The organism is Microcoleus pseudofavosus SVA1_A4 (genome assembly GCF_036700565.1).
In the GTDB taxonomy this organism is placed as follows: domain Bacteria; phylum Cyanobacteriota; class Cyanobacteriia; order Cyanobacteriales; family Microcoleaceae; genus Microcoleus.
In genome coordinates this window covers 13,388-33,954 of record NZ_JAUBPE010000012.1, presented here as the reverse complement: position 1 = coordinate 33,954, position 20,567 = coordinate 13,388, and the positions used below count along the sequence as shown (strand labels likewise).

General features: G+C 47.3%; 22 protein-coding genes. 9 read left to right on the top strand and 13 right to left on the bottom strand.

The features are described from left to right. Positions 1 to 72: 72 nt before the first annotated feature. The 9 genes from QUA02_RS07550 to QUA02_RS07510 all read right to left on the bottom strand — a co-directional run bounded on the left by QUA02_RS07550 (position 73) and on the right by QUA02_RS07510 (position 8,992). Complete coding sequence (locus tag QUA02_RS07550) at positions 73 to 1,512, bottom strand: IctB family putative bicarbonate transporter (protein ID WP_333026525.1); 1,440 nt, start codon at positions 1,510 to 1,512, stop codon at positions 73 to 75. Positions 1,513 to 1,796: 284 nt separating this feature from the next. Beyond that, positions 1,797 to 2,690, bottom strand: a complete 894-nt coding sequence (locus QUA02_RS07545; RefSeq protein WP_333026435.1) for a sensor histidine kinase — start codon at positions 2,688 to 2,690, stop codon at positions 1,797 to 1,799. A gap of 178 nt (positions 2,691 to 2,868) precedes the next feature. Further along, a complete protein-coding gene (locus QUA02_RS07540) occupies positions 2,869 to 4,311 on the bottom strand; it encodes a 1-acyl-sn-glycerol-3-phosphate acyltransferase (RefSeq protein ID WP_333026434.1) in 1,443 nt (480 codons plus the stop codon). A gap of 396 nt (positions 4,312 to 4,707) precedes the next feature. Next, complete coding sequence (locus QUA02_RS07535; RefSeq protein ID WP_333026433.1) at positions 4,708 to 6,714, bottom strand: ribonuclease catalytic domain-containing protein; 2,007 nt, start codon at positions 6,712 to 6,714, stop codon at positions 4,708 to 4,710. A 312-nt stretch (positions 6,715 to 7,026) separates the two neighbouring features. After that, positions 7,027 to 7,242, bottom strand: a complete 216-nt coding sequence (gene rpsR / locus QUA02_RS07530; RefSeq protein ID WP_006631377.1) for a 30S ribosomal protein S18 — start codon at positions 7,240 to 7,242, stop codon at positions 7,027 to 7,029. A 176-nt stretch (positions 7,243 to 7,418) separates the two neighbouring features. Continuing rightward, on the bottom strand, positions 7,419 to 7,607 hold the full coding sequence (gene rpmG, locus QUA02_RS07525) for a 50S ribosomal protein L33 (protein ID WP_190658616.1): 189 nt from the start codon (positions 7,605 to 7,607) through the stop codon (positions 7,419 to 7,421). A gap of 38 nt (positions 7,608 to 7,645) precedes the next feature. Beyond that, the gene (locus QUA02_RS07520) at positions 7,646 to 8,179 is read right to left on the bottom strand and encodes an RDD family protein (RefSeq protein WP_333026432.1); all 534 of its coding nucleotides are present in this window, start codon (positions 8,177 to 8,179) and stop codon (positions 7,646 to 7,648) included. Between the two features lie 105 nt (positions 8,180 to 8,284). Further along, the gene (locus QUA02_RS07515) at positions 8,285 to 8,527 is read right to left on the bottom strand and encodes a DUF7219 family protein (protein WP_333026431.1); all 243 of its coding nucleotides are present in this window, start codon (positions 8,525 to 8,527) and stop codon (positions 8,285 to 8,287) included. 276 nt (positions 8,528 to 8,803) lie between these two features. Continuing rightward, positions 8,804 to 8,992, bottom strand: a complete 189-nt coding sequence (locus QUA02_RS07510) for a hypothetical protein (RefSeq protein ID WP_333026429.1) — start codon at positions 8,990 to 8,992, stop codon at positions 8,804 to 8,806. Positions 8,993 to 9,011: 19 nt separating this feature from the next. Here QUA02_RS07510 and QUA02_RS07505 point away from each other — a divergent pair, with 19 nt between their 5' ends. The 4 genes from QUA02_RS07505 (at position 9,012) to QUA02_RS07490 (ending at position 11,813) form a co-directional block, all read left to right on the top strand. Further along, positions 9,012 to 9,155 carry a hypothetical protein gene (locus QUA02_RS07505; protein WP_333026428.1) on the top strand — a complete coding sequence of 48 codons (144 nt, stop codon included), beginning with the start codon at positions 9,012 to 9,014 and terminating at the stop codon, positions 9,153 to 9,155. 320 nt (positions 9,156 to 9,475) lie between these two features. Next, positions 9,476 to 9,979 carry an anthrone oxygenase family protein gene (locus tag QUA02_RS07500; protein ID WP_333026427.1) on the top strand — a complete coding sequence of 168 codons (504 nt, stop codon included), beginning with the start codon at positions 9,476 to 9,478 and terminating at the stop codon, positions 9,977 to 9,979. 112 nt (positions 9,980 to 10,091) lie between these two features. Then, entirely contained in the window at positions 10,092 to 10,736 is a 645-nt protein-coding gene (locus QUA02_RS07495; protein WP_333026425.1) for a hypothetical protein, read from the top strand. Positions 10,737 to 10,958: 222 nt separating this feature from the next. Then, positions 10,959 to 11,813: an SGNH/GDSL hydrolase family protein gene (locus QUA02_RS07490; protein ID WP_333026424.1), complete on the top strand. Its 855-nt coding sequence runs from the start codon at positions 10,959 to 10,961 to the stop codon at positions 11,811 to 11,813. Positions 11,814 to 11,929: 116 nt separating this feature from the next. Here QUA02_RS07490 and QUA02_RS07485 read toward each other — a convergent pair whose 3' ends face one another. The 3 genes from QUA02_RS07485 to QUA02_RS07475 all read right to left on the bottom strand — a co-directional run bounded on the left by QUA02_RS07485 (position 11,930) and on the right by QUA02_RS07475 (position 16,319). After that, positions 11,930 to 12,829: a DUF8686 domain-containing protein gene (locus QUA02_RS07485; RefSeq protein WP_333026423.1), complete on the bottom strand. Its 900-nt coding sequence runs from the start codon at positions 12,827 to 12,829 to the stop codon at positions 11,930 to 11,932. A 418-nt stretch (positions 12,830 to 13,247) separates the two neighbouring features. After that, positions 13,248 to 14,735 (bottom strand): carotenoid oxygenase family protein, encoded by a 1,488-nt coding sequence (locus QUA02_RS07480; RefSeq protein ID WP_333026421.1) that lies wholly within the window; start codon positions 14,733 to 14,735, stop codon positions 13,248 to 13,250. 129 nt (positions 14,736 to 14,864) lie between these two features. Beyond that, positions 14,865 to 16,319 carry a folate/biopterin family MFS transporter gene (locus QUA02_RS07475; RefSeq protein ID WP_333026420.1) on the bottom strand — a complete coding sequence of 485 codons (1,455 nt, stop codon included), beginning with the start codon at positions 16,317 to 16,319 and terminating at the stop codon, positions 14,865 to 14,867. 148 nt (positions 16,320 to 16,467) lie between these two features. Here QUA02_RS07475 and QUA02_RS07470 point away from each other — a divergent pair, with 148 nt between their 5' ends. The 5 genes from QUA02_RS07470 (at position 16,468) to QUA02_RS07450 (ending at position 19,116) form a co-directional block, all read left to right on the top strand. After that, positions 16,468 to 16,947: a hypothetical protein gene (locus QUA02_RS07470; RefSeq protein ID WP_333026418.1), complete on the top strand. Its 480-nt coding sequence runs from the start codon at positions 16,468 to 16,470 to the stop codon at positions 16,945 to 16,947. A gap of 44 nt (positions 16,948 to 16,991) precedes the next feature. Beyond that, entirely contained in the window at positions 16,992 to 17,480 is a 489-nt protein-coding gene (locus QUA02_RS07465) for a hypothetical protein (protein ID WP_333026417.1), read from the top strand. A 2-nt stretch (positions 17,481 to 17,482) separates the two neighbouring features. After that, positions 17,483 to 17,860, top strand: a complete 378-nt coding sequence (locus QUA02_RS07460; protein ID WP_333026415.1) for a HEPN domain-containing protein — start codon at positions 17,483 to 17,485, stop codon at positions 17,858 to 17,860. 152 nt (positions 17,861 to 18,012) lie between these two features. Next, the gene (locus tag QUA02_RS07455; RefSeq protein ID WP_333026413.1) at positions 18,013 to 18,474 is read left to right on the top strand and encodes a cupin domain-containing protein; all 462 of its coding nucleotides are present in this window, start codon (positions 18,013 to 18,015) and stop codon (positions 18,472 to 18,474) included. A gap of 6 nt (positions 18,475 to 18,480) precedes the next feature. Then, positions 18,481 to 19,116, top strand: coding sequence for a class I SAM-dependent methyltransferase (locus QUA02_RS07450; protein ID WP_333026412.1), 636 nt, complete (start codon positions 18,481 to 18,483; stop codon positions 19,114 to 19,116). Between the two features lie 98 nt (positions 19,117 to 19,214). Here QUA02_RS07450 and QUA02_RS07445 read toward each other — a convergent pair whose 3' ends face one another. Next, the gene (locus QUA02_RS07445) at positions 19,215 to 20,498 is read right to left on the bottom strand and encodes a cation:proton antiporter (RefSeq protein ID WP_333026410.1); all 1,284 of its coding nucleotides are present in this window, start codon (positions 20,496 to 20,498) and stop codon (positions 19,215 to 19,217) included. Positions 20,499 to 20,567: the final 69 nt, after the last annotated feature.

Below are 20,567 nucleotides of genomic sequence, written 5' to 3'. Positions count from 1 at the left end.
CTTCGCCATTGACAGCATCCCTCTTGCTCGCATCCGCACCGGGCGGGGAGAAAACCCCGCCAGCAGTTCTCTCTACTCGCCCTCCGTCAAAGCTGAATCTTGCTGGTGCTGCGAGTTTCTATAAAAACTAGCAATAATCGCCACCATCAACCACCAAAGCATATTAACTTCCGGCCGGTACCAAACGGTATCGAAAAAACCGTGGGCCATCATGCCGGCTAAAGTTGCGATCGCCCCAATCAACCAAAACGCCTGATTCGATTTAAGATTTGGGGATTCTTCCTGCGAGTTAGAGCTGTTAAATTGCGCGTCGCGCAATCTTTTTATCTGCAACAAACCTTGATTGACGGTAACAGTCATCAGCCACAAAAAACACATTAAACCGATAAAACCGGTTTCAACAGCAATTTCCAGCAGCACGGAATAAGCGCTCAAAGCAGTGAATTTCGGCTTCATATAAAGCGGATAAACTTTATTAAACGCAGTGTTTCCGGGCCCAATTCCGAGAATAGGCCGATCGCGAATCATGTCAATCACCGCCGTCCAAACATTAATCCGAAAATTGTTGCTGCTGTCGCCGCGGCCGATAAACATACTCGAAACTCGTTCGCGCAAAGGCTCCACCAAAGCCACTCCCAAAATTAACGCCCCAGCCAAACTTCCCAACCCTAACGGCAGCGCCCAAGTCCGCCAGAACCGAGGCATCAAAGGGCTGTACCAGTACCAAAGCAGCACTAAAAACACCACAAGCAGAGCCACAAAACCGATCCAAGCACCCCGGCTGTCGGTGTAGCGCAAACACGCTAAATTTACCACCAGCATCGTCAGCGCTAAAAGTTTTGTTCCCAATCCTTTCCACACAAAAAGTGCGGCGGCGCTCAATGCAATTGCCGGCAGCAAATAGGAACCCAGCAAGTTTGGATTGCCCAAAAAGCTGTAAACTCGCGTGACATCGGCTTGAGTAGAAGTCGGATCGTTCCAAGTAGCTAATGGCGGCACTTTATCAATCCACTGCCGCACGCCGTAGAAACTGACAACTAGAGCGACGTTCAAATATACGGCAATTAACCCGGAGCGCAAACGGGAATCTCGCAATATCCGCGCCATCAGCGCAAAAAACAGCAAATACAGCGTTAGCTTGCTCCAACCTGTAAAAGCGGCGGCTTTCACAGGCGACATTGCGGTGGCGACGGTGGCGATCCCCCAGTAGAGCAGTACCAGCAAGTGAATCGGTGTTAGGGCGATCGCGCGATCGTCCGAAACAGTCAGCAGCACCCAAAATGCAGCGCCAGCCGCCATCAACACCCCCACCAAGGCATTGTTCACAAACGGCCCCAAACCGAACGTCAAGGCCAGCAAAACAAAACCCAAGGGTTCTGCCCACTGCATCAGCCAGCTACTCTGCCGCCAACTGCGCGCATTGCCGATCGCCAAATTTAATAAATAACTGCCACTTTGCCACTGAGAGAGCGGCAAATTTGCCAGAGTTAACTGTTGCCAAACTGAATTCATTTCAATTTTAGATTTGTACTTAGTAATCGGGCATTGGGCATCGGGCATTGGGCATTGGTTATTGGTTATTGGGAATTGGTTATTAGTTATTATTGGTTATTGGGAATTGGTTATTATTGGTTATTGGGAATTGGTTATTAGTTATTTTATTATAAAACAACTAACAACTAACAACAGTCAACTAACTTCATCCCTTAACAACCAACTACCAACAATTAACAACTGTCAACTGTCAACTGTCAACTGTCAACTGTCAACTGTCAACTGTCAACTGTCAACAGACTTCATCCTTCCAACAACTCCGTAGCATTGGTACAAGGAAGCCAGAGCACGTAGCGATATCCAGATTCCGGGGTGCCTTGAATCGAGAGTTGGCCGCCTTGAATTTCCACCAATTGGCAGCAAAGCAGCAGCCCCAAGCGTTCCCTGGCCCCGTAACCAGCTAACACCGGTGCGGTATCTGCGGCATTCTCGGCTACCAAAGACGCCAATTCAGAAAACGCCAGCGTTAATCGCTGGGAACCCTGTGTCTGTGTCGGGAGTTGCGGTTCTAGTCCGAGGGAGCAGGTTTCGGAGTTCGATCGCGAATCGCTACCCGCTCCGACCTTCAACAAGTAGTCGGAGTAGAGTTTAGCATGGGGCAAACTTTCTCCCAACCAAGGATGAAAAACCCAAACTCCGATGTTGATACCGTCTTCTTTGCGAGAAACGTGGACTCTAATCACACTGCCTGCCCCAGCAGATTGAATAATGCTAAAAATTAAGTGGTGGAGCATTTGCTGAACTTTATCCTTATCGGCCAACCAGATGCGCGGCCCGGGCCCCATCGACAAGTTAATTTCTTGCTCTTGTCTGCTTGCCGCCGGCGACAGGATTGTCACAACCTGCTGGCACAAAGTTTCTATATCGACTGCGGTTCGCTTCAAGGTGAAAGCGGAATCATCTAGTTCTGCCAGTTCCAAAATTTCTTCAACTAGCGCTCGCAAAGACCGGCTGCTGTCTTGGATTACGTCGATATATTCTTTTTGCTTGCTCGTTAAGGGGCCGTAAATTTCTTGGCTCAACACGCTTGCCATGCCGATGACAGAAGTGAGCGGGGTGAGTAATTCCTGCGCTAAATGATTGAGCAGTTTTACCTTAATTGAGTGAGTAGACAAATCGATAGGTTTGTTAGTCATCGGTAATTTTTATTGGTTCATTGTCGAGCTAGCCTTGGCGGTTCATTAGACCTATTCCAAAAGTCTATAACAATCAGTTTACAATTCACCACAGAAAAACGTAGGGAAGAAAAATATATATTCTTTCTTCCCTCGAACCTCTTCCTTCTTCCCCTGAACCTCTTGCTTATCTGACTAATTAAGATTTAATCATTGCTTCTAAAGCTGATTGCAAGTCTTGAGTGAGTTCGGCAACTGCTAACCTGCGGCCCTTTTGATATCCCTCCCAGCGATCGCCCACTGATATCGGTTCGCCCACGGTCATTTGTACTTGCTGTTTGCCCAACTTGGGGCGGCCGAAAGGATTTCCCCCTTTGATGCGAGCCAGTACGTCCCACAGCAGTAAAGTTGTTTCTGCCAAACGTTCTGCTGTCAGCTTTTCTTCGACGTACCTGCCCGTGACGGACACGAAACTTTCTACAAGTCTCATGTGCCACATCCGAAGACTTGCTTCTTCAGCGAGGCGATCGGCTAATCCTCTTTCTAAGGGACAAAGTGCTGCAATATCTTTGATATCTTCTCGATAAATATAGTCCCAGCCTGCTTGTTCCAGACGGCGGCAGCGGTCTATTAAACTGCCTTTGGGCTTTAAGTTGAAATACTCTTCTGCTACTTGCAAAGCCACGTCTAACAGTGCTTTCAGTCGAGCGATCATTACTTCATTGCCCGAATCGTTTGCAGTTTTTTCTGGGAGCGAGAACGATGTTAAAATAGATGTTTGTGGCTGTAATGTTTTATGATAAAAACGGCTGTAAAACTCTTCCATCACTGCTAGCAAATGACCGCCCAGTCGGATAAGGCGCAGATATTGGAATTTGTGATTAGGGTTTTCGGAATCGGGATTGGCGGTCTCTAAGTTGGCGCTCTCGGTGCGATCTAAGGGTGGCAGTCCGCAATCAATTTCTAATTGAGTTAAAAGTTTTTCTAGGGGTTGCCAAGGTGGGTTGACATAGCGGTATTGAATGCCGATCGGCACAATTAAAACTTTTTCAGTGCGTCCGGCTTTTAGCAAATCTTCAACGCACCAGAAGCTCATTTGAGCAATTCCCGGTTCGAGGGGGCTAACTATTTCATTGTGACCGTTGGTAGCGCCTTCTGGGGCGGCGGCGATCGGGAATTGGCTGTTGGCAAATAAATTGCGGGCCGATCGCAATCCGGCGCGATCGATTTTACCGCGAACAATCGGAGTGCCGCCGAGGTGGGAATACAACCAGCCGACGCCGGCACCAGCCCAGAGGGGAATGCCGCGATCGTAGATAAAGTGCGAATGTACGGGGAATTGTAGGGGAATGCCTTTTGCCCGCGCAGCTTGCGGAACGAGTTTCCAAACCAATTGTCCCAAACAGTAGGGATCGTCTGAGTTGGGGTGGCGGAAGGCCAGCAAGAAGCGAACTTTCTGATTTTGAAATTGGTGGAATAGTTCGGCGAGGGTTTCGACGTTTTCGGCTTGAATGTGGCTGATATTCGTCCGAAATCGCAGCCAGCAGGGGAGTATTTGTTGGCAGCCCTGCACGACTAGGGGGTTATAGGCTGGGGGTATGAATTCCAGCGGCGGCTGAACTTGGTTAATTGAATTGGGCATTTTGCGATTTTAAATTTGAGATTTGAGATTTGAAATTACTAGGCTGGGGTAAAAGTTGGAAATTTTTAGTGATTTCCTACTGTATCAGGACTTAGGTAAAAGGACAGCGGTAAGGTGCGCATTGCAAACCTGCAATATAGAGGTTCTACGTAAGTCCTGAAGGACTAAATAAACCAAGTTTCTAGTCGCAGGCGCGTCATATCAATTCCGGTTGCACGAGCAACATGACAGGTCGGACACGGCAGTGCCGTTTCCCTACCCCGATTAATTGTAGGGACTTAGGCACTCGCGGTGTCCTGACTGTGGGTAACATTAATTCCGATGCTACCGGATTTGATATCAGTTCTGTCACTAAAATGTTCGCAATCTCAAATCTCAAATCTCAAATCTCAAATCCTATTGTGCCACTTCAAAAATCATTTCTTGGAAGTTGATGACATCCGATCGCGGATCGCAGTGGGTGACTTTGACTTCTAGCCGATCGCCTATTTCGACCGATCGACCAAATCGCATTGCCAATTCTAAACCCAAATCTTCCAATAAAATCAATCCGAGATTGCTGTCTTCCCTCAGCCAGCGCAGCATTAAAGCTTCCCAAACTTCATCGGGGTTGCGCCGCAAATATTCCAATCCCCAATAACGGTTAGTTTGGCGTTCGACGGTGGATGCTTCTTTAACTGCGGTGCCCAGACACATCACAATGTCCTGTATTTCTTGGGCCGTAAAAGGTAGGGGTTCGCCCCGCAGGTGGGCTTTGATTTGGAAGTGAGTCAGCAAGTCGGTATAGCGGCGGATCGGGGAAGTAACTTGAGTGTATGATTCCAAACCCAAGCCGGCGTGGCGTCCGGGGGTCAGCCCCATTTCGCTGCGGGGCATACAGCGGCGCACGGCGCAAGCGCGGGCTGGGCCTGCGGGCACGGCCAGCAGTTCTTCATCGGGAGGGAGTTCGGGCTGTGGCTGATAGCGGTAGGGTATGGGCAGGCTGTGAGCTTGACCGTAGCGGGCGGCTAGTTCGCCGGCTAAAATCATCATTTCGGCTACTAGCAGTCGCGCTGTGGAGTCGTCGATGACGTGAATTTTGATGTCGTCGCCGTTGACTTTGATGACGGATTCGGGCATGAAAATGCTGATTGCGCCTTGGGCTTCCCGCCATTTTTGCCGCAGTTTTGCCGCAGAGGCGATCGCGCCTATTTCCGGTTCTGCTTCGATTCCCAACTCCAGCATTTCGTCTACGTCATCGTAAGTTAAGCGGTAAGTGGGTTTTATGGTGCTGATGTGGATGCTGTAATCTTGAGCCGCGCCGATTTCGTCTAAGGTGACGCTGAAGCTGAGCGCGCTGCACTCTTTGCCTTGAATTAAACTCATCGGCCCGGTTGCCAAAGCTGGGGGAAACATGGGGATCATTCCCGTGGGCAGATAAACCGTAGTGGTGCGCTTTCTGGCTTCGAGGTCGAGTTCGTCTCCGGGGGATAGCAAGCGGGTGGGATCGGCGATGTGTATCCAGAGTCGCTGCTGGCCGTTTTCGAGGAATTCTAAGCTGAGGCCGTCGTCGATTTCGGTGGTGCTTTCGTCGTCGATCGTGTAAACCTTGAGGTGAGTTAAATCGAGACGATTTGTGTCCGAGTCGGTTGGGGGATTTTCTAGGCAGCGTTGGGCCACTTCTAATACCTTTGCGGAGAATTGTAGGGGAATTTGGCTGCGCCGCAAAAACAGGTTTTCGTGGCTACTCCACAGGCCGAGATCGACTAGGAGCCCAAATGCTGCTTCGGGGTTTTCGGACCGTTGTAAGCTGGCTAAAGTTTCTAAGGCCGGGGTGCGGTGCGTTGCTTCTTCTCCGAGAAGGGCAAAGCGTTCTAGGGCGTCGAGGCGAGTTCTGTCGCTATTTTCCCAATCTACATTTTCCCCTGCCAGCCGCTGTTTGACTCGCTCCCAAAATCCTTGGGATTCTTGGTGTCGCTGCTGTTCTACTTCTTGCTGGTGTTTGATTTCGGCTACTTGGGTCGCCGATCGCGGTTCGTAGCGATCGCCCTTTTGTTTGAAATACAATTTATCTGTTGATAGCAAACAGTAAGCCGCGTAACACTGGGCCGCACTACTCTCGGAAAATAACAGCATTGCCAGGGATTCGGGATCTGTCGTTTCTCCGTCGCCGACTAGGAGTTCCCAAGCTACTTCCAAACTCGACGGATCTGAGTAGGCTTCTACTTCTTTGAGAAATTTGGGAATGTCGGAGGGTTTGTAAGTTTCTCCGACTGCTTCGTAGCTGATTTGTTTGGGCGGTATGCTGTGCGGTTGACCGTTTTCGTCTACCACGATCCAGTTTTTCTTGCCATCGGGGCGATCGGCCACGGCCAGACGGCGGTCGCCGTGCACTCTAAATTCTATTAACGTTCCCTTCTCCACTTGCCCGCTTTATATTTGAGATTTTGGATTTTTACAGTTGCTACTTATCGAGTTTCGAGCTTGCGATTTTAGATTTTGGATGTTGGCAATTTTTCGGGTCAATTGTGAAAGTTAAAATCTAAAAAATTGTTTTTTTTATTCCTTATTTTTAACTTTTGACTTTTGATTAAGACTTGCGCCGCAGCGACTCTCCACCCTAGTTCGCGATTATTTCGCTGCCTTTTTGCTGCCTTCTTAATGACAGAAATACGTTGTTTTCGCGCAAGTCTTAATTCCCAGTCCAAAATCTAAAATCCAAAATCCAAAATCCTGTTAACCTTCTTGGTTTACGAAGGGCATCAAAGCTACAATTCTTGCTCTTTTGATGCTTCTGGTCAGGTCTCGCTGCTGTTTTGCCGTCAAACCGGTAATCCGGCGGGGCAAAATTTTACCGCGTTCTGTGACGTATTTTTTGAGCAAATCGACATCTTTGTAGTCGATCGGGTCTCCTGGTTTGATGGGCGAAACGCGCCGGCGGAAGTAAGTCATGGTTTGTTGTTTGTTGACTGTTGACTGTTGACTGTTGACTGTTAGTTTTGAGTTTTTAGTTATTAGCCGTTAGTTGCTAGCCGTCAGGAAAGCATTGGTTAGTTATCTGCTTTTTGTGGGTCAATATTCTGTTGCCAACAACTGATGACTGATGACTAAGGACTAATGACTAATCACTACTTGATCTCTTTGTGGGCAGTGTGCTGGTTGCAGTGGGGGCAGAACTTTTTGAGTTCCAGCCGCGCCGTCGTGTTGCGACGGTTCTTGGTGGTGGTGTACCGAGACACGCCTTTTGAGCGTTTGCTTACGTTTGTACGGCACTCAGTACACTCTAGAGTAATTATGATGCGGACGCCTTTAGCCATAATTCTAAATAAATTTCGACTAATTTAAACACAATTTATTATCTTCTCACATTGCTCTGCACTTGGTCAAGCAATCTTCTAACTTTGATGTCGAGGGAGTAGCCGCGGCGGGTTCCGACGACGATCGTCCCGCCGAGTCGATCGTGGAAAGCTTGAGGGAACCTTTCTGCGGAGGTGAGGGCAACGCTACAGTCGATCGCCAGGGGCAGTATCAGCAGCAAGACGGCGGCGTTGGTAGATGTGATCCCAGCTATACCTGCGAAGGCTAAGGCGGCGCAAATGCCCAGCAATGCCTCGCGCTTGCACAGTTCTTGCACTCCGGGAGTCCGTTGGAATCGGGTATCGGCAATTTTCATGTCCAAAGCCCAGCGCCCGAGACTTTGACCTTTATTTTTCCTGACGATGGCTACGCGCATTATCAGCCACAGCAGGACAAAAAATATGGTTTGGACGATCGCATTAGTGCCCAGAAGCAAACTGGGCAGCCAAACTGCGATTCCGTCGATGCAGAGGGCTGCGGCGCGGCGGCCGACGGATACTTTGGGAAGGAGAGGAACTAGGTCGGAACTCATAGGCAAAAAGGTCGATCGCCACTAGCAACTTTTTCATCTTAAGCTGTGGATTTATCGATCGGCATCAATCACCGTAAATCAACGTCAAAGCCAACCGCTAATTATTCAAGCTGAAAATGGATTTTCGCCGATTCCCAACTGCGTTTTCGACTTTTCCACCTGTTCCCAAAGTGTTTGGATCTGACTAAAAGCCTGTTCCACAGTGATTTTACCGTTAGATGTCAAGGAACTGATGTAACCCACCCGCTGAGAAAACTCTTGTAAATTCGCATTAAATACCAAATTCTCTGGCTTGACTTCACCGTAATAGCGATTTTGAGGATATAAAAAATTTGAATTTGCTACCATTGATTTAACCTCGGCTGAAAAATTGTTTTCTGAACTTATCCAGATCATTGTAAACCGCGCTTTCCTCCTAAAGTTGTGCTGTAAGTAGCAAAAAGTATGTGATATTTTGCGAGCTTTTTTGTGATTGGAATTACACGTAGAGATGATGGCGATAAAAACATAAGTAATTTCACGTGTAGAACTTACGCAGGCGGGGTCAACAGCCAGGTTTCTGCGTTAACGCTCATCACCTCTGATTTTGCGTAAAAACCTACTTTTTGTTTGTCCAGGACAGACTTATTCAAATAAGTGACAAAAACCCCAAAAATGGATATGATTATTGCCGAAATAAATAGTTAGACTTTTAGTAAAAAAGTGCATAATATCTGCAAATGCGCGATCGCCCCGTCCCAAACCCCGGCTGAGGCAAGTTTTAATCAAACTTGCCTTAGCCGTAATTGCTGCTGCTGTTATCGCCTTCAACATTCCTCACTCCTTAATTCCCGTGTTTAAAGAATCCGCATCCCAAGCAACGCCGCCACCAGAAATCCAGAAGGTGCTCGCCGGCCGGCGCAAAATTGTGATACTGGGCGACAGCATCACCGAACCCGGGAAATACCCCGGAGGTTACGTTGTCTGTGAGTGCTAAGTTTGAATAGTAACACTTGCTTTTGGTCAAGCAGGAAGTGTTGGAATCCCTAAGCTTTTAGCTACTGCGAAGTAGTATAGCATTGACAATCAAAATCAGCCACATTTTTTATTTTGTAAGTGATTTAGTCCTTAAGTCTCTGCTAGATTGTCTTTAGCTCTTAATAAGAGCATGATAGTGGTTGAGAACTTAACTTTTATTTGCGGTTTGCTTTCCACCCAGTCCACTTTACGTCAAGTTTCTCGGCTCAATATCAAGGTTAAAAATGCAATGACACAATGCACTAACAAGGCATTGGACAGTAATTCGCAGGAGGTTTTATGGCAATGGTTGACTACTCGCTTTTCACATTGAAGCTTTTCTCGGCACTAGGCTGCGGGCTGATGGCTGGAGTCTTCTTCGCCTTCTCGACGTTTGTGATGAAAGCCCTTGCCAGACTCCAACCAGCACAGGGTATTGCCGCCATGCAAGCCATCAATATAACGGCGATTAATCCGTTATTTATGACGGCGCTATTCGCAACGGCTGCTGCTTGCATCTTTCTGGCTATCTCCTCGCTGTTAAAGTGGCACCAACCCGGTGCCGCCTATTTGCTCGTTGGCAGCCTGCTCTATCTTGTGGGTACTGTAGGAGTGACGATCGCGTTCAATGTGCCGCTAAATGATGCGCTGGCGACTGTCGAGCCAAGCAGCACTGACGGTGCGGGCCTATGGGTTCGATACCTTACCGAATGGACGTTCTGGAATCATGTTCGGACGGCTGCGGCGCTGGCGGCATCGGCTTCGCTGACCATTGCGCTCAGTTATCGAGCGGTACAATTTTAATTTTACATTTTTAATTTTGAGCGATCGCGCGATAACTGAGCGCAAAAACGAAATTTATTGAGGAGGGTAATTATAATATGGTTGTGCTGCTGGAGGGTCATCTTATCGCACTGTGCTAAGAAAAACATACGCGATCGCCAAAAAAGCAGAGCGCCACAATTTGGCAAAACTAATAGCCTGTGCGGTTATATTACTGCCTGCAAACCTCGCTTTTTCTGCTCCTACTTATTTGGGTAGCGAAACAATTGCTGAGGCTGACAGCGCTAAATTTACTCAAAAGGTTAACATCATCCTGGCTCAAAATAGCACCCAGGTGCCGCTGAGCATTCGGTATGGTGGGACAGAAGCTAGGGGAGGCTTTGTCCTCATGCAACTTACTGCACCCAATCGAGATACAACTCAACCGGCTTACGGTGGCAAGCTTCGTTTCTACGATGTTCATCTTGCCAAAATGTTTGAAACTTCCCATTTTTTGTGCCAGCAGTTTAGAGGCGTTTCCGGTTATGAATGGGTTTATTCAGCAGGTAATGGAAGTATTCGCATGGGAAACTTTAGAATTCCCTGTAGTTTAGCTAGCGAAATGGCTTCAACCTACGGCTTAGGTAAGCCAGAACGCACAAGCATTGCCAAAGATACCGAGGGCGGCCCTCCTGAATCAAATGTCTATTCTATTCCGATTTTAGACATCACCGGTTCTAAGGTTCAGCAGTGGATGAATTTTGTGCAAAAGTTTAAACCAACTAGCAGGGATATGTAGCGACCTGCAATACTAAACGCTCAAACCTGTAATAAGCGTCATTTCTCAGCATTCGACCGATCGCAAATCGACCGATCTGGCCGAACGTCTCACGCCGAAGTCCAGGATTGTTTGCAACTAGAGCGAAATTGATGGCTCACTCTCAGAAGACTCAGGCTAAAATCTAGGATTAAAGTGAGGACACGCATCAAATAGGCTCTTTTTTATTCTTCCTTCTTCCTTATGTCTCCAAATGCGCGATCGCCCCGTCCCAAGTCCCGGCTGAGGCAAGTTTTAATCAGACTTGCCTTAGCCGTAATTGCTGCTATTATTGCTTTCAACATTCCTAACTCTTTAATTCCAGTGTTTAAAGAATCCGTATCCGAAGCAACGCCGCCGCCAGAAATCCAAAACGTGCTCGCCGGCCGGCGCAAAATTGTGACAGTGGGCGACAGCATCACCGAGGCAGGAAAATACCCCGGAGGTTACGTTTGGCTGCTGCAACGCTATCTGAATGCCCTTTATCCCGATCGGAAAATCGAAATCGTTAACGCCGGGATCTCCGGTAACAAGGCGACTGATATGCAAGCGCGCTTCCAGAAAGATGCGATCGACCAAAAGCCAGATTTAGTGATGATTAATGTCGGAGTAAACGACGTTTGGCACGCTTTCTTCGACTTCCAAAACCTGCGGTTTTATCCGCAAGGCCAGTTGCCCACCGGAGTACCACTGGCACAATATCGAGAGAAAATAACTCAAATGGTTCTGGCGGCAAAAGCCGCAGGAATTCGAGTTGTACTGCTTTCTCCTACTCCGATCGGCGAAATTCTCGACTGCCCAGAAAATCGCCGGTTGCAAGACTATATTGCCGCGATGCGAGAAATTGCGTTGCAGAATCAGTGCTTATTTATCGATTTAAATGCACCTTTTCGGGAAGTTATCGGCACGTATCAAAAGCACGCGGGTAAAACTTTGAATTTGTTAGCGGCAGATGGAGTTCATCCCAATCCGTCGGGATATCGAATTATTGCTTTTACTATCTTGCGCGGTTTGGGCGTACCCGCAAAGGATATTGAGAATTTGGAAGTCAAAACTTAAATCTTTGAATTTAGTTAAGTGTTGACTATTGGCTGTTGGCTGTTGACGGTTAATTGAAAGTATCCAGGGTACAAGCCCCCTGATTTATCTCTGGGGTAAATTCTTCAAATCTCAAATCATTCACTTGGGGGATGATACCGCTTCAACCAACAGCTACCGATAATCACCAACGCCACCACAACTATAATTTCCGTCCAAAAAAACGAAAGGAAATCGCTGGCAGTGCCCACCGGCGGCACCCCCGGTTGAGCATTGCGAATAGCGGGAAAAGCAAACAGCATCACAGCAGTCCAACTCAGCATTCCCACTTCCGGCAACTTCCCAGATTGCATCACTTTTAATGCTAGCAAAAGTGCCATAGTTGACAGTACCCACATGATCACAATAATCACTAAGGCAAAGAATTTCACCGGGATTGAGCGAGTTGCAGAAACATCAATATAAATAAAGATAGAGGAATTCTCTTCCATAGGTTTATAACTGATGTCGAAACCGGGAACATCGGCATTAAACTTAAATTCCAGCGGTACGGGATTCAGTTCAAAGGGAGCAAACTTTTTACCAATCGAAGGCAGCGGGTCGATGGAAATAGCTACTTTAGCAATGTGCCTGTCAAACGGGTAATTGTTAATTTTTCCTTTGACTAAGTTAAATTTTAATGCAGGGACAATCATCGGTTTGCCTTCTTTAAAGGTAATCTCCGAATCCTGTACATTTGCGCCGTTAACTGTCATTAACAAGTCTTGAGCTGGGTAAGTTGGCCCTTTTTTATAGATACCTTTGAGTTCAAACTGCAAGCGGGATTCTAATTCATTTTTAATGGGATCGACTCCAATTACCGCCATTTTGACCTCAACCAAGCCTTTGGGGGCTACAGCCGTATCGGGAGACGGTCTGTAAGGCTCTTGGGCATTAGCATTGTGAGAGTAAATAGATAAGATAATTGCAAAAATTACGGCGAGGCTGCAAATTAAAATAAGTATTTTTTTGAGATTAAATTTGTTGACAGTTTGCATTTATTATGACTATTAGATAGAGAAGAATTCAGGAGTCAGATCGAATCCGGTAGCATCGGAATTAATGTTACCCACAGTCAGGACACGGCAGTGCCGTTTCCCTACAATTAATCGGGGTAGGGACACGGCAGTGCCGTTTCCTCCATCTCATGTCATTTCCGGTTGCATCGGAATTATATATTTGGATGGTCAGTACGAGCGTCCATAGCGAACGAAATGGATCGCGAGCGAGACGCTCGCACTACTGTATGATTCCGATTTAACCGGAGTTGATATCATGTCTGAGTGCAACCGGAATTGATATCAGGAGTTAGTTTCACCTTATATTTTGCACTTTTTTGATGAACAGGCTTTCCGGCCTGTTCCCCAATAAGCATTATGTTGTGTGGGGTGGACATTCTGCCCGCCCCTTAAGAGATTAAGGAAGCAGTACATTTGGTGTAAAGCTGCCGTGCAAACCGTAGGGAATGTGCTGTTTTAAATGCAAGCGCGCTAGGGGCCCTTTGGTGATGTCGCGAGCATCTAAAATCACTAAGGTCGATCGATGATTAGCTGCATCATACATTAAAACCAGCAGCCAGCCGTCATCCTCCGCAACAGCATCGGGACGGAGAACAAACACCGGTTCCCCCGCAAAACCGCGCGGTGCCGCACTCCAAATTTGCCTTTCACCAGTCACGAAGTCAATTTTGAGGATAGCTTGCAAAGGAGCATTTCCCGTGGGAGAATCCGCAGCACCGATATAAAGATATCGGTAAGGTTGTCCGACATTATTAGGATGCAAAGTTGGAAACTCGCAGCACCGAGTTTCAACAACTTGATGCTGCACGGTTTTGTCTTGCAAATTTAACTTAAAGCGCCACAATTCGCCCGCTGGAACGCTGTTAAAATCAATCTCCAGAAAATCGCCGTCATGCTCTACATTTGGAAATGATTCGTAACAAACTGAGTCAACAAAAACTTCGCCTGCTTCTTCCCATGCGTTGCAGTGGTGGAAGACAAAACAAGGTTCGGTTTCTAATATCTTCACCTCGTCAGTGCCGTTGCGGGGAATTAAAATTGCTTGCGTCGGGCGGTTTGGCGAAAATTGAATGCACTGGGCTGCACTCCGAAATCCTAACAAGAAAAGCAGGGGATTGAAGGAGACGGGATTTTGGAAAAATATGCAGTAATTCGGGGTAATTACCATATCGTGCAAGAAGGCAAAACCCGGTATTGCATGGGCGTGACGCTGCAAAAGTTTGCCGCTTTCGTCGAATTCGTAAATGGTAATTGTACTCGACAAACCGGGCTTGACGGAAAAGTTGACTAATCTGTCTCCTTTACCGTTTTTCCCTTTTTCAATTCTGGGGTGGGCGGCGAAGGCTTCACCGGGTTCCAAGATGCCGTCTAGGGTATCTAAGCCGAGTGTTTCTAGGGTTAGTGGGTCGAGTCTGTAGGGCTGTGCTGCTTCCCAAAGTGCTAGCAGTTTGTCGCCCCAATAAATGATGTTGGTGTTGGCAATGTTTTTGATTTTGACATCAAAGATGTTGGCTAGCCAGCCCCCCGGTTTCTGTGTGCCGAAAACGCCTCGGTGGAGAATTTTTCCGGCTTTTTGTTCGGCGAGATAGCCTTCTGTGTGTATGAATCGGTTGCGGAAATGGGCGCGACCTTCGGAAATTGCGATCGCACAAACCATCCCGTCACCGTCAAACGGGTGGTGGATGCGCTGGCCGTTGACATCCAATAATCCGGGCCCGTTGCGAAAGAATGTGCCTTGCAAGCCGGGGGGGATTTCGCCTTCTATGTCGTCAATCCAGTAATCGGATTCGTTGGGTTGGGATTCGTAGCCGCGCTGCCAGTCTGTGCGATCGTATGATGGGTTTGGGGCGGCTGTTTGAGGTGCGGAAAGTTGTAAGTTTGGCATTGGTGTTACGGGAGCGAATTTTTTAACCGCAGAGAACGCAGAGGGCGCAGAGAGGGTGAAAGTCGAAGAATTGGGAAACACAGTTAAATTCAGCCGTGTATCAGTGTCAAAATCCGTGTATGCCTGCCTTTATTTGCTATCTGCGGTGCGGTTTTGTGACCTTACTGTCGGTACTAAGTCGGGAAAGTATTCGGGCATGAAATGCTGTCCGCCTGGTTTGGAACTGCCCAGTTCGGGTTCTAATACGGGAAGAGACTTTTGAGAGTTTGGATCGCCGCTTTCTGTACTCTCGGCGGGCAGCCAATGTAAGAACGGTAGGGGCAGAAGTGTGGAGAGGTTTGTGATGACAACTAGCAGCCAGAGGTTATCGAAATTGCGATCGGTAATTCCTAGCAAGTGGGTCAAAAGTGCACCGCCTTCGTGGGACAAAAGTCCTGCTAAATTTATGATTGACATCAGCAGCGCAAATAAAGTTGCTTCGACGCCTGGGGGACACAAGCGGGCGGAGAGTATCAGCACCGGCATATAAGCAATTTGTCCGATTACTGTCAGGATCAGGCTGTCTCCGATGCTGAACCATCGATCGTCAATTCCTAAAGCTCGGTTCGCATGAGTTACTAATAATAAAGTAGTCATGCCCAAAACAGTCGCCATGACCGTTGACCAGCCAAAAATTACTCGAAATGGAACTGTTTTGAGGAAGCGCTGAAACAGCCAGACGCCCAGGAGGGCGGCAATGCTGGTAACGAGACGCACTCGGCCGAGAAATTCTGGTTGAAAGCCTAATTCGTTGGTGGTGAAAAAGAAGAAGGCCGAGTCTGAACTTGGGGTCGCTTGTAACAGGAATAGAAAGGCGGTGGGCAGCCAAATTGATTTTTGGGTAACAGCTTGCCGCAGTTTTTTTAATTGGTCTTTGACACTTTCAAAGTCGGTTATTTTGTTGGTTTTTTCTTCGGTAATCAACCAAGCTGTTGCTGATACAATTAGCGGGAAAGATGCGGTGATTAAAAATATGGTGTGGGTGCTGAAGTGTTGCAGCAGGAAACCGCTGAGGTAGGCGGTAATTAGTCCGCCGAGGGCTGAAGCGCCCCAAGACAAGGATTGCAGGGAACCGGCGTCGGTAACGGATTCTTTTCTGGCCCTTTCGACTACCAGGGAGTCGGCGATTACGTCGCTGACGGCGAGGGAGAGGGAACTCAGGGCGATCGCCCCTGTAGCGGCTAGGGGCGTGTGTACAATTGTTGCGAGCCCCACCCATGCTGACGTTCCCAGCAGCCCGGAGAGCACGATGTAAGGGCGTCTGCGGTAGCCGAATATTGGCAACCCGTCGGACATGAAGCCGAATAAAGGCTTGATAATCCAAGGCAGGGCGACGACTCCCAGCATTGCCGAGACTTCTGCCGGACTCATGCCCAGTTCGTCTTTGAGAAAGAAGCTGACGGCTAAGCGAGCTAGTCCGAGAATGCCTTGGACGAAGTAAATCAGTAAGATGGCTATGAGCTCGGGGGTTGGCTCATTCCCGAAGAATACTTTTTCTTTTAAAGATTCTTTGAGTTTGCTGGTGCCAGAGGGGGAAAGGAGCATTTGAGCAATATTTCTTAATGAATCTCAATATTTATAACACATTCTTTAGTGGATGGGGGAACTGTCGGAGGTGGGATGCCAGAGTGACGGGGAGGTGGCAGCCGCTATAAAATTGTAATGAGCTCGAATTCAAGGATTTTTTGTAGCAATGAAAGCAGAAATTAAAATTGTCTCTCTGGCAGTTGCTGGGATTTTAGGAATGGGGACTAATTTAGCCTTAGCTGTACCTGTTGCTGACAGGCAAGGAGATTATACTGAGCTGCTGGCGAGGCGGCGGGGGAACTTGCAGGCAAATTGGGTGGTTGTTGACTCAGATTCTCAAGGGTTGAATTGCCGGATGGCTCAGAGATTTCGCTCAGTTTCTGTAGACAGTTTGAATGCGCCCGATGAGTTATTTGTAAGAAACAAACACAATGTTTCGCAGTGGCCAATCTTAACTACTTTTCAGCGAGGAGAACGTTTGCGAGCTGTGAGCGGAAATTTGAATAATCAAATGATTATCGCCGATATTCAAGGCAAACCCTGGCTACCTATTGTTGCGAAGCATGGACATTGTTTTGTGCGGGCGAACAGCCGTTTCATTAAACCGATTCTGGAAGATCCCAGGACTTACAAACCGTTAGAATAAGATAGAAAGGAAATAGGAAAAAATCGTTAGGTCATACAATTTATATGAAAACTGCAACCAATTCTCAAACCCTGACCATCCAACTGTCTCCTGAAGACGGCGAAAAGCTTTTGGCAGAAGCGAAACGCCGTGGAGTTGATGCTGACAGCCTAGCCCTAATGCTGCTGCACGACAGCTTAACCGGGCGGCATCCTGTTTCTTTTGCCGATATTGAATCCCTGGAAAAATTGTACAGCTTCCGGGGAAAAACAGAAATATTGGAGTTTCTGGAAAAAAATCACTTTTTGATTCCCATATTGTTGGAAGCACCAGACAAAATTAGCAATTACTTCCCCGGTAAAAAGTTGTGCCTTGAAGTTGAGGCAGACTCGGAATTTATTGACTCCGCGCAGCTATTTCTGGATATTATTATTGATGGTGACGCCGATGAAATCATAGACGAGGCACTTGACAAAGAAGAAAAATTGTCTGAGGATTGGTATTTACCTCTGCCGTATGAGGTGCGGAAAGTTTTTAGTTGTGGCGTGCGCTAATAATGACTTTTGACTGGTCGCAGTACCTGAATCTAGCAAAAGAATTTCTCGGTCAACCGACTCCTCCTGCAAATCAAGAAGCCAAAATGCGATCGGCTATCAGTCGGGCATATTATGCAGCTTTGATCAGTGCTAGAAATTACTTGCAGGAAACAGAAGGGCTTTCTATTCCGAAAACTGCAGATGCTCACAAGTATGTTGTGCAGCAGTTCAAACAGAGTTCGGACACCGATAGTCAAAATATAGGGAGGAACTTGGAAAAGTTGAGGAGGGATCGAAACCAAGCAGACTATAACAATAGTGTACCCGAACTGTTCAAGATTAGCAAAATAGCTGTCAAGCGATCGCAGCGGGTAATCTCTCAGTTAAGCAACTTATAAACTGTCAAGTTTTAAGCCCTAGCGAGTCACTGTTTCGACAATTATTTTCTTAATTTAAGCGGGTGTCAAATTTGGATTTGCCTACTTGGTCTACAATTTAAAGTTGATAGGTAATGTGGGCAAGATGTCCCTATTCTATTTAGGACTGTTATATGATTATCGATCCTAAAAATGTGCCTGAGAGTACGGGTTCCAATTATCCCCAGCAATTCAAAGCTGCTGTGGCTGGGAGAGTTAAAAAACGCTTGGGGAATGCTGCCGGATTGAAGAATTTTGGGGTAAATTTGGTGAGGCTTGCACCGGGAAGTTGTTCTGCTCTCCGACACTGGCACACTCGTCAAGATGAGTTAATCTATGTTCTGGAAGGGGAAGTTACTTTGATTGCTAATTCGGGAGAGCAAGTGCTGAAACCGGGTATGGTGGCGGGTTTTCCGGCGGGTGATGTTGACGGGCATCATTTAGTCAACCGCACTCCTGGAGATGTTGTTTATCTGGAAATTGGCGATCGCACTCCGGGAGATAGTGCCCAATATCCCGATGATGATTTAATTGCCAAAGCTAGCGATAATGGTTGGATTTTTACGCACAAAAACGGCGAAATTTATGAGGATTAAAAAAATATGAGTCAAGTCAATCTTTGGACTTCAGCCGAACACGCTTTGTGGTATCTTGCTAAAGCTGATGGCATTCCTCACCGCACTGAAGGTGAAGCGGTTTTGTTGGAGGAAGTGCCGAAAACTGTTAAGCGAATTCTGGATGTGGGTACGGGAGACGGGCGGTTGCTGGGTCTGCTTAAGTGCTATCGACCAAATGTTGAATGTGTGGCGATCGACTTTTCGCCGACAATGCTGGAAAAAGCCCGAATTCGCTTTGCTGATGACCAGAATGTCACGGTAATCGAGCACAATTTTGACGAATCGCTACCGGATTTGGGCAAGTTTGATGCAGTTGTTTCTAGTTTTGCGATTCATCACGTAATAGACGATCGCAAACGTTCGCTTTACGCTGAGATTTTCGAGCTTTTGGAACCGGGAGGCATTTTTTGCAATTTGGAACACGTAGCGTCTGCAACTCCGGCTTTGCACGAGAAATTTCGAGAGGCGCTGGGTATTAGCGATTCGCCCGACGATCCTTCTAATAAATTGCTGGATGTGGAAACGCAATTGCGCTGGTTTAGAGAAATTGGTTTTGACGATGCAGACTGTTATTGGAAGTGGCGGGAACTCGCTTTATTAGTTGGGGTGAAACCTGTTTAGAGAATTTCGTGTACTTCGCAGATCCAGGTAAGGACACGGCAGTGCCGTGTCCCTACAAATAAGGACACGGCAGTGCCGTGTCCCTACAAATATCTGAATTAAATTAAATCTGGTACATCAGGTTTTACTCGGCGCTCGTACCAGTTCATTAACGGGGTTGAAGTAATGCCGTGCAAAATCACAGAAATTACGATCGTTGTAAAGGTAATCCAGGCAATTTTCTCGGCGGTTTCGCCTTTCAAACCTTTACCAAAAGCATAGGTAAGATAATAGATAGAACCGACGCCACGAATGCCGAACCAACCGCACAGCCAGCGGCTGACGGGATGTAAAGGACTGCCTATCGTACTGATCCAAGCTCCCACAGGCCGGATAAAAAAGATTAACAATCCAGCTACTAAGAGGGAGTAGCCTCCATAAGCGAGCATAGGTTCTAGGCGCAGGAGCGAACCTAATAGTAAAATAGTTCCTACTTCCATTAACTTTTCAATGCGCTCGGTAAAGTGCATTTGAGAAAGCGGTTTTTCTGGGTTTCGGTAACTCCGCTGCACGACAATTCCTGCTACAAAAACTGCGAGAAATCCGTAGCCGTTGACTACTTCGGTGAGGGAATATGTGAGCAGAATTGTGCTCAGAGCAATGAAATCTTCCATTAATTGATCGGCGGGTCGATAGCGTTGGAGTTGGCGATCGATCCAGGTGACGGCTTTAGCTACTAAAATGCCCATAACGATACCTGCGGCGATCGCCCAAATCAAGTCAACTGCTACCCACTGCGAAAACCAGTTCGACCAGTTGTTATCTTTTAGCGCATAAATGCCGAAATAAACGAAGGGAAAAGCTAAAGCATCGTTCAAACCGCCTTCGGATGTTAAACCAAAGCGCAATTCATCGCGATCGTCTATATTTGCTAACTGAACTTCTGAGGCTAAAACTGGATCGGTGGGAGCGAGAATTGCTCCCAGTAAAATCGCAGCCCCCCAATCTAATTTCACAAACCAATGACCGATCGCAGCCACAGCAAAAATCGAAATTGGCATTAAAAAACCGATCAGCCGCGCTGTGGAATTCCAGGCCCAAATTTGCAGCGGGCGATTCATTTTTAACCCGCAACTAAACAGAGAAACAATAACTACAAATTCTGTAAGTCTTTCTAAAAATTGAGCTTCGGGACGCAAGTCAATCAGCTTGACGCCGTAGGGCCCCAATCCGATACCGACAATTAGATAAATTAAGGCATAAGATACAGGCAATCGCGAAATCCATCCCGAACCCAAGGTAACGGTCAGCAGGAGGATGCCAATAACTAGCAAGTTGAGAATGTAATCATCCACCATAGCGATCGCACTTTTAACCGGGTTTAACAAGTGCGATCTTGACATATAAAAGCTTCGGGCGCATCCACCGCCCGCTAGATTCAGCTATCCTCCAAAAGTTGCAGTTTTTATGCT

Coding starts and splice junctions, on each gene's coding strand:
- QUA02_RS07550 (WP_333026525.1), bottom strand. CDS start 1,512: ATGAATTCAGTTTGGCAACAGTTAACTCTGGCAAATTTGCCGCTCTCT.
- QUA02_RS07545 (WP_333026435.1), bottom strand. CDS start 2,690: ATGACTAACAAACCTATCGATTTGTCTACTCACTCAATTAAGGTAAAA.
- QUA02_RS07540 (WP_333026434.1), bottom strand. CDS start 4,311: ATGCCCAATTCAATTAACCAAGTTCAGCCGCCGCTGGAATTCATACCC.
- rpsR (WP_006631377.1), bottom strand. CDS start 7,242: ATGACTTACTTCCGCCGGCGCGTTTCGCCCATCAAACCAGGAGACCCG.
- rpmG (WP_190658616.1), bottom strand. CDS start 7,607: ATGGCTAAAGGCGTCCGCATCATAATTACTCTAGAGTGTACTGAGTGC.
- QUA02_RS07520 (WP_333026432.1), bottom strand. CDS start 8,179: ATGAGTTCCGACCTAGTTCCTCTCCTTCCCAAAGTATCCGTCGGCCGC.
- QUA02_RS07515 (WP_333026431.1), bottom strand. CDS start 8,527: ATGGTAGCAAATTCAAATTTTTTATATCCTCAAAATCGCTATTACGGT.
- QUA02_RS07510 (WP_333026429.1), bottom strand. CDS start 8,992: ATGTTGAAGGCGATAACAGCAGCAGCAATTACGGCTAAGGCAAGTTTG.
- QUA02_RS07500 (WP_333026427.1), top strand. CDS start 9,476: ATGGCAATGGTTGACTACTCGCTTTTCACATTGAAGCTTTTCTCGGCA.
- QUA02_RS07490 (WP_333026424.1), top strand. CDS start 10,959: ATGTCTCCAAATGCGCGATCGCCCCGTCCCAAGTCCCGGCTGAGGCAA.
- QUA02_RS07485 (WP_333026423.1), bottom strand. CDS start 12,829: ATGCAAACTGTCAACAAATTTAATCTCAAAAAAATACTTATTTTAATT.
- QUA02_RS07480 (WP_333026421.1), bottom strand. CDS start 14,735: ATGCCAAACTTACAACTTTCCGCACCTCAAACAGCCGCCCCAAACCCA.
- QUA02_RS07475 (WP_333026420.1), bottom strand. CDS start 16,319: ATGCTCCTTTCCCCCTCTGGCACCAGCAAACTCAAAGAATCTTTAAAA.
- QUA02_RS07470 (WP_333026418.1), top strand. CDS start 16,468: ATGAAAGCAGAAATTAAAATTGTCTCTCTGGCAGTTGCTGGGATTTTA.
- QUA02_RS07465 (WP_333026417.1), top strand. CDS start 16,992: ATGAAAACTGCAACCAATTCTCAAACCCTGACCATCCAACTGTCTCCT.
- QUA02_RS07460 (WP_333026415.1), top strand. CDS start 17,483: ATGACTTTTGACTGGTCGCAGTACCTGAATCTAGCAAAAGAATTTCTC.
- QUA02_RS07455 (WP_333026413.1), top strand. CDS start 18,013: ATGATTATCGATCCTAAAAATGTGCCTGAGAGTACGGGTTCCAATTAT.
- QUA02_RS07450 (WP_333026412.1), top strand. CDS start 18,481: ATGAGTCAAGTCAATCTTTGGACTTCAGCCGAACACGCTTTGTGGTAT.
- QUA02_RS07445 (WP_333026410.1), bottom strand. CDS start 20,498: ATGTCAAGATCGCACTTGTTAAACCCGGTTAAAAGTGCGATCGCTATG.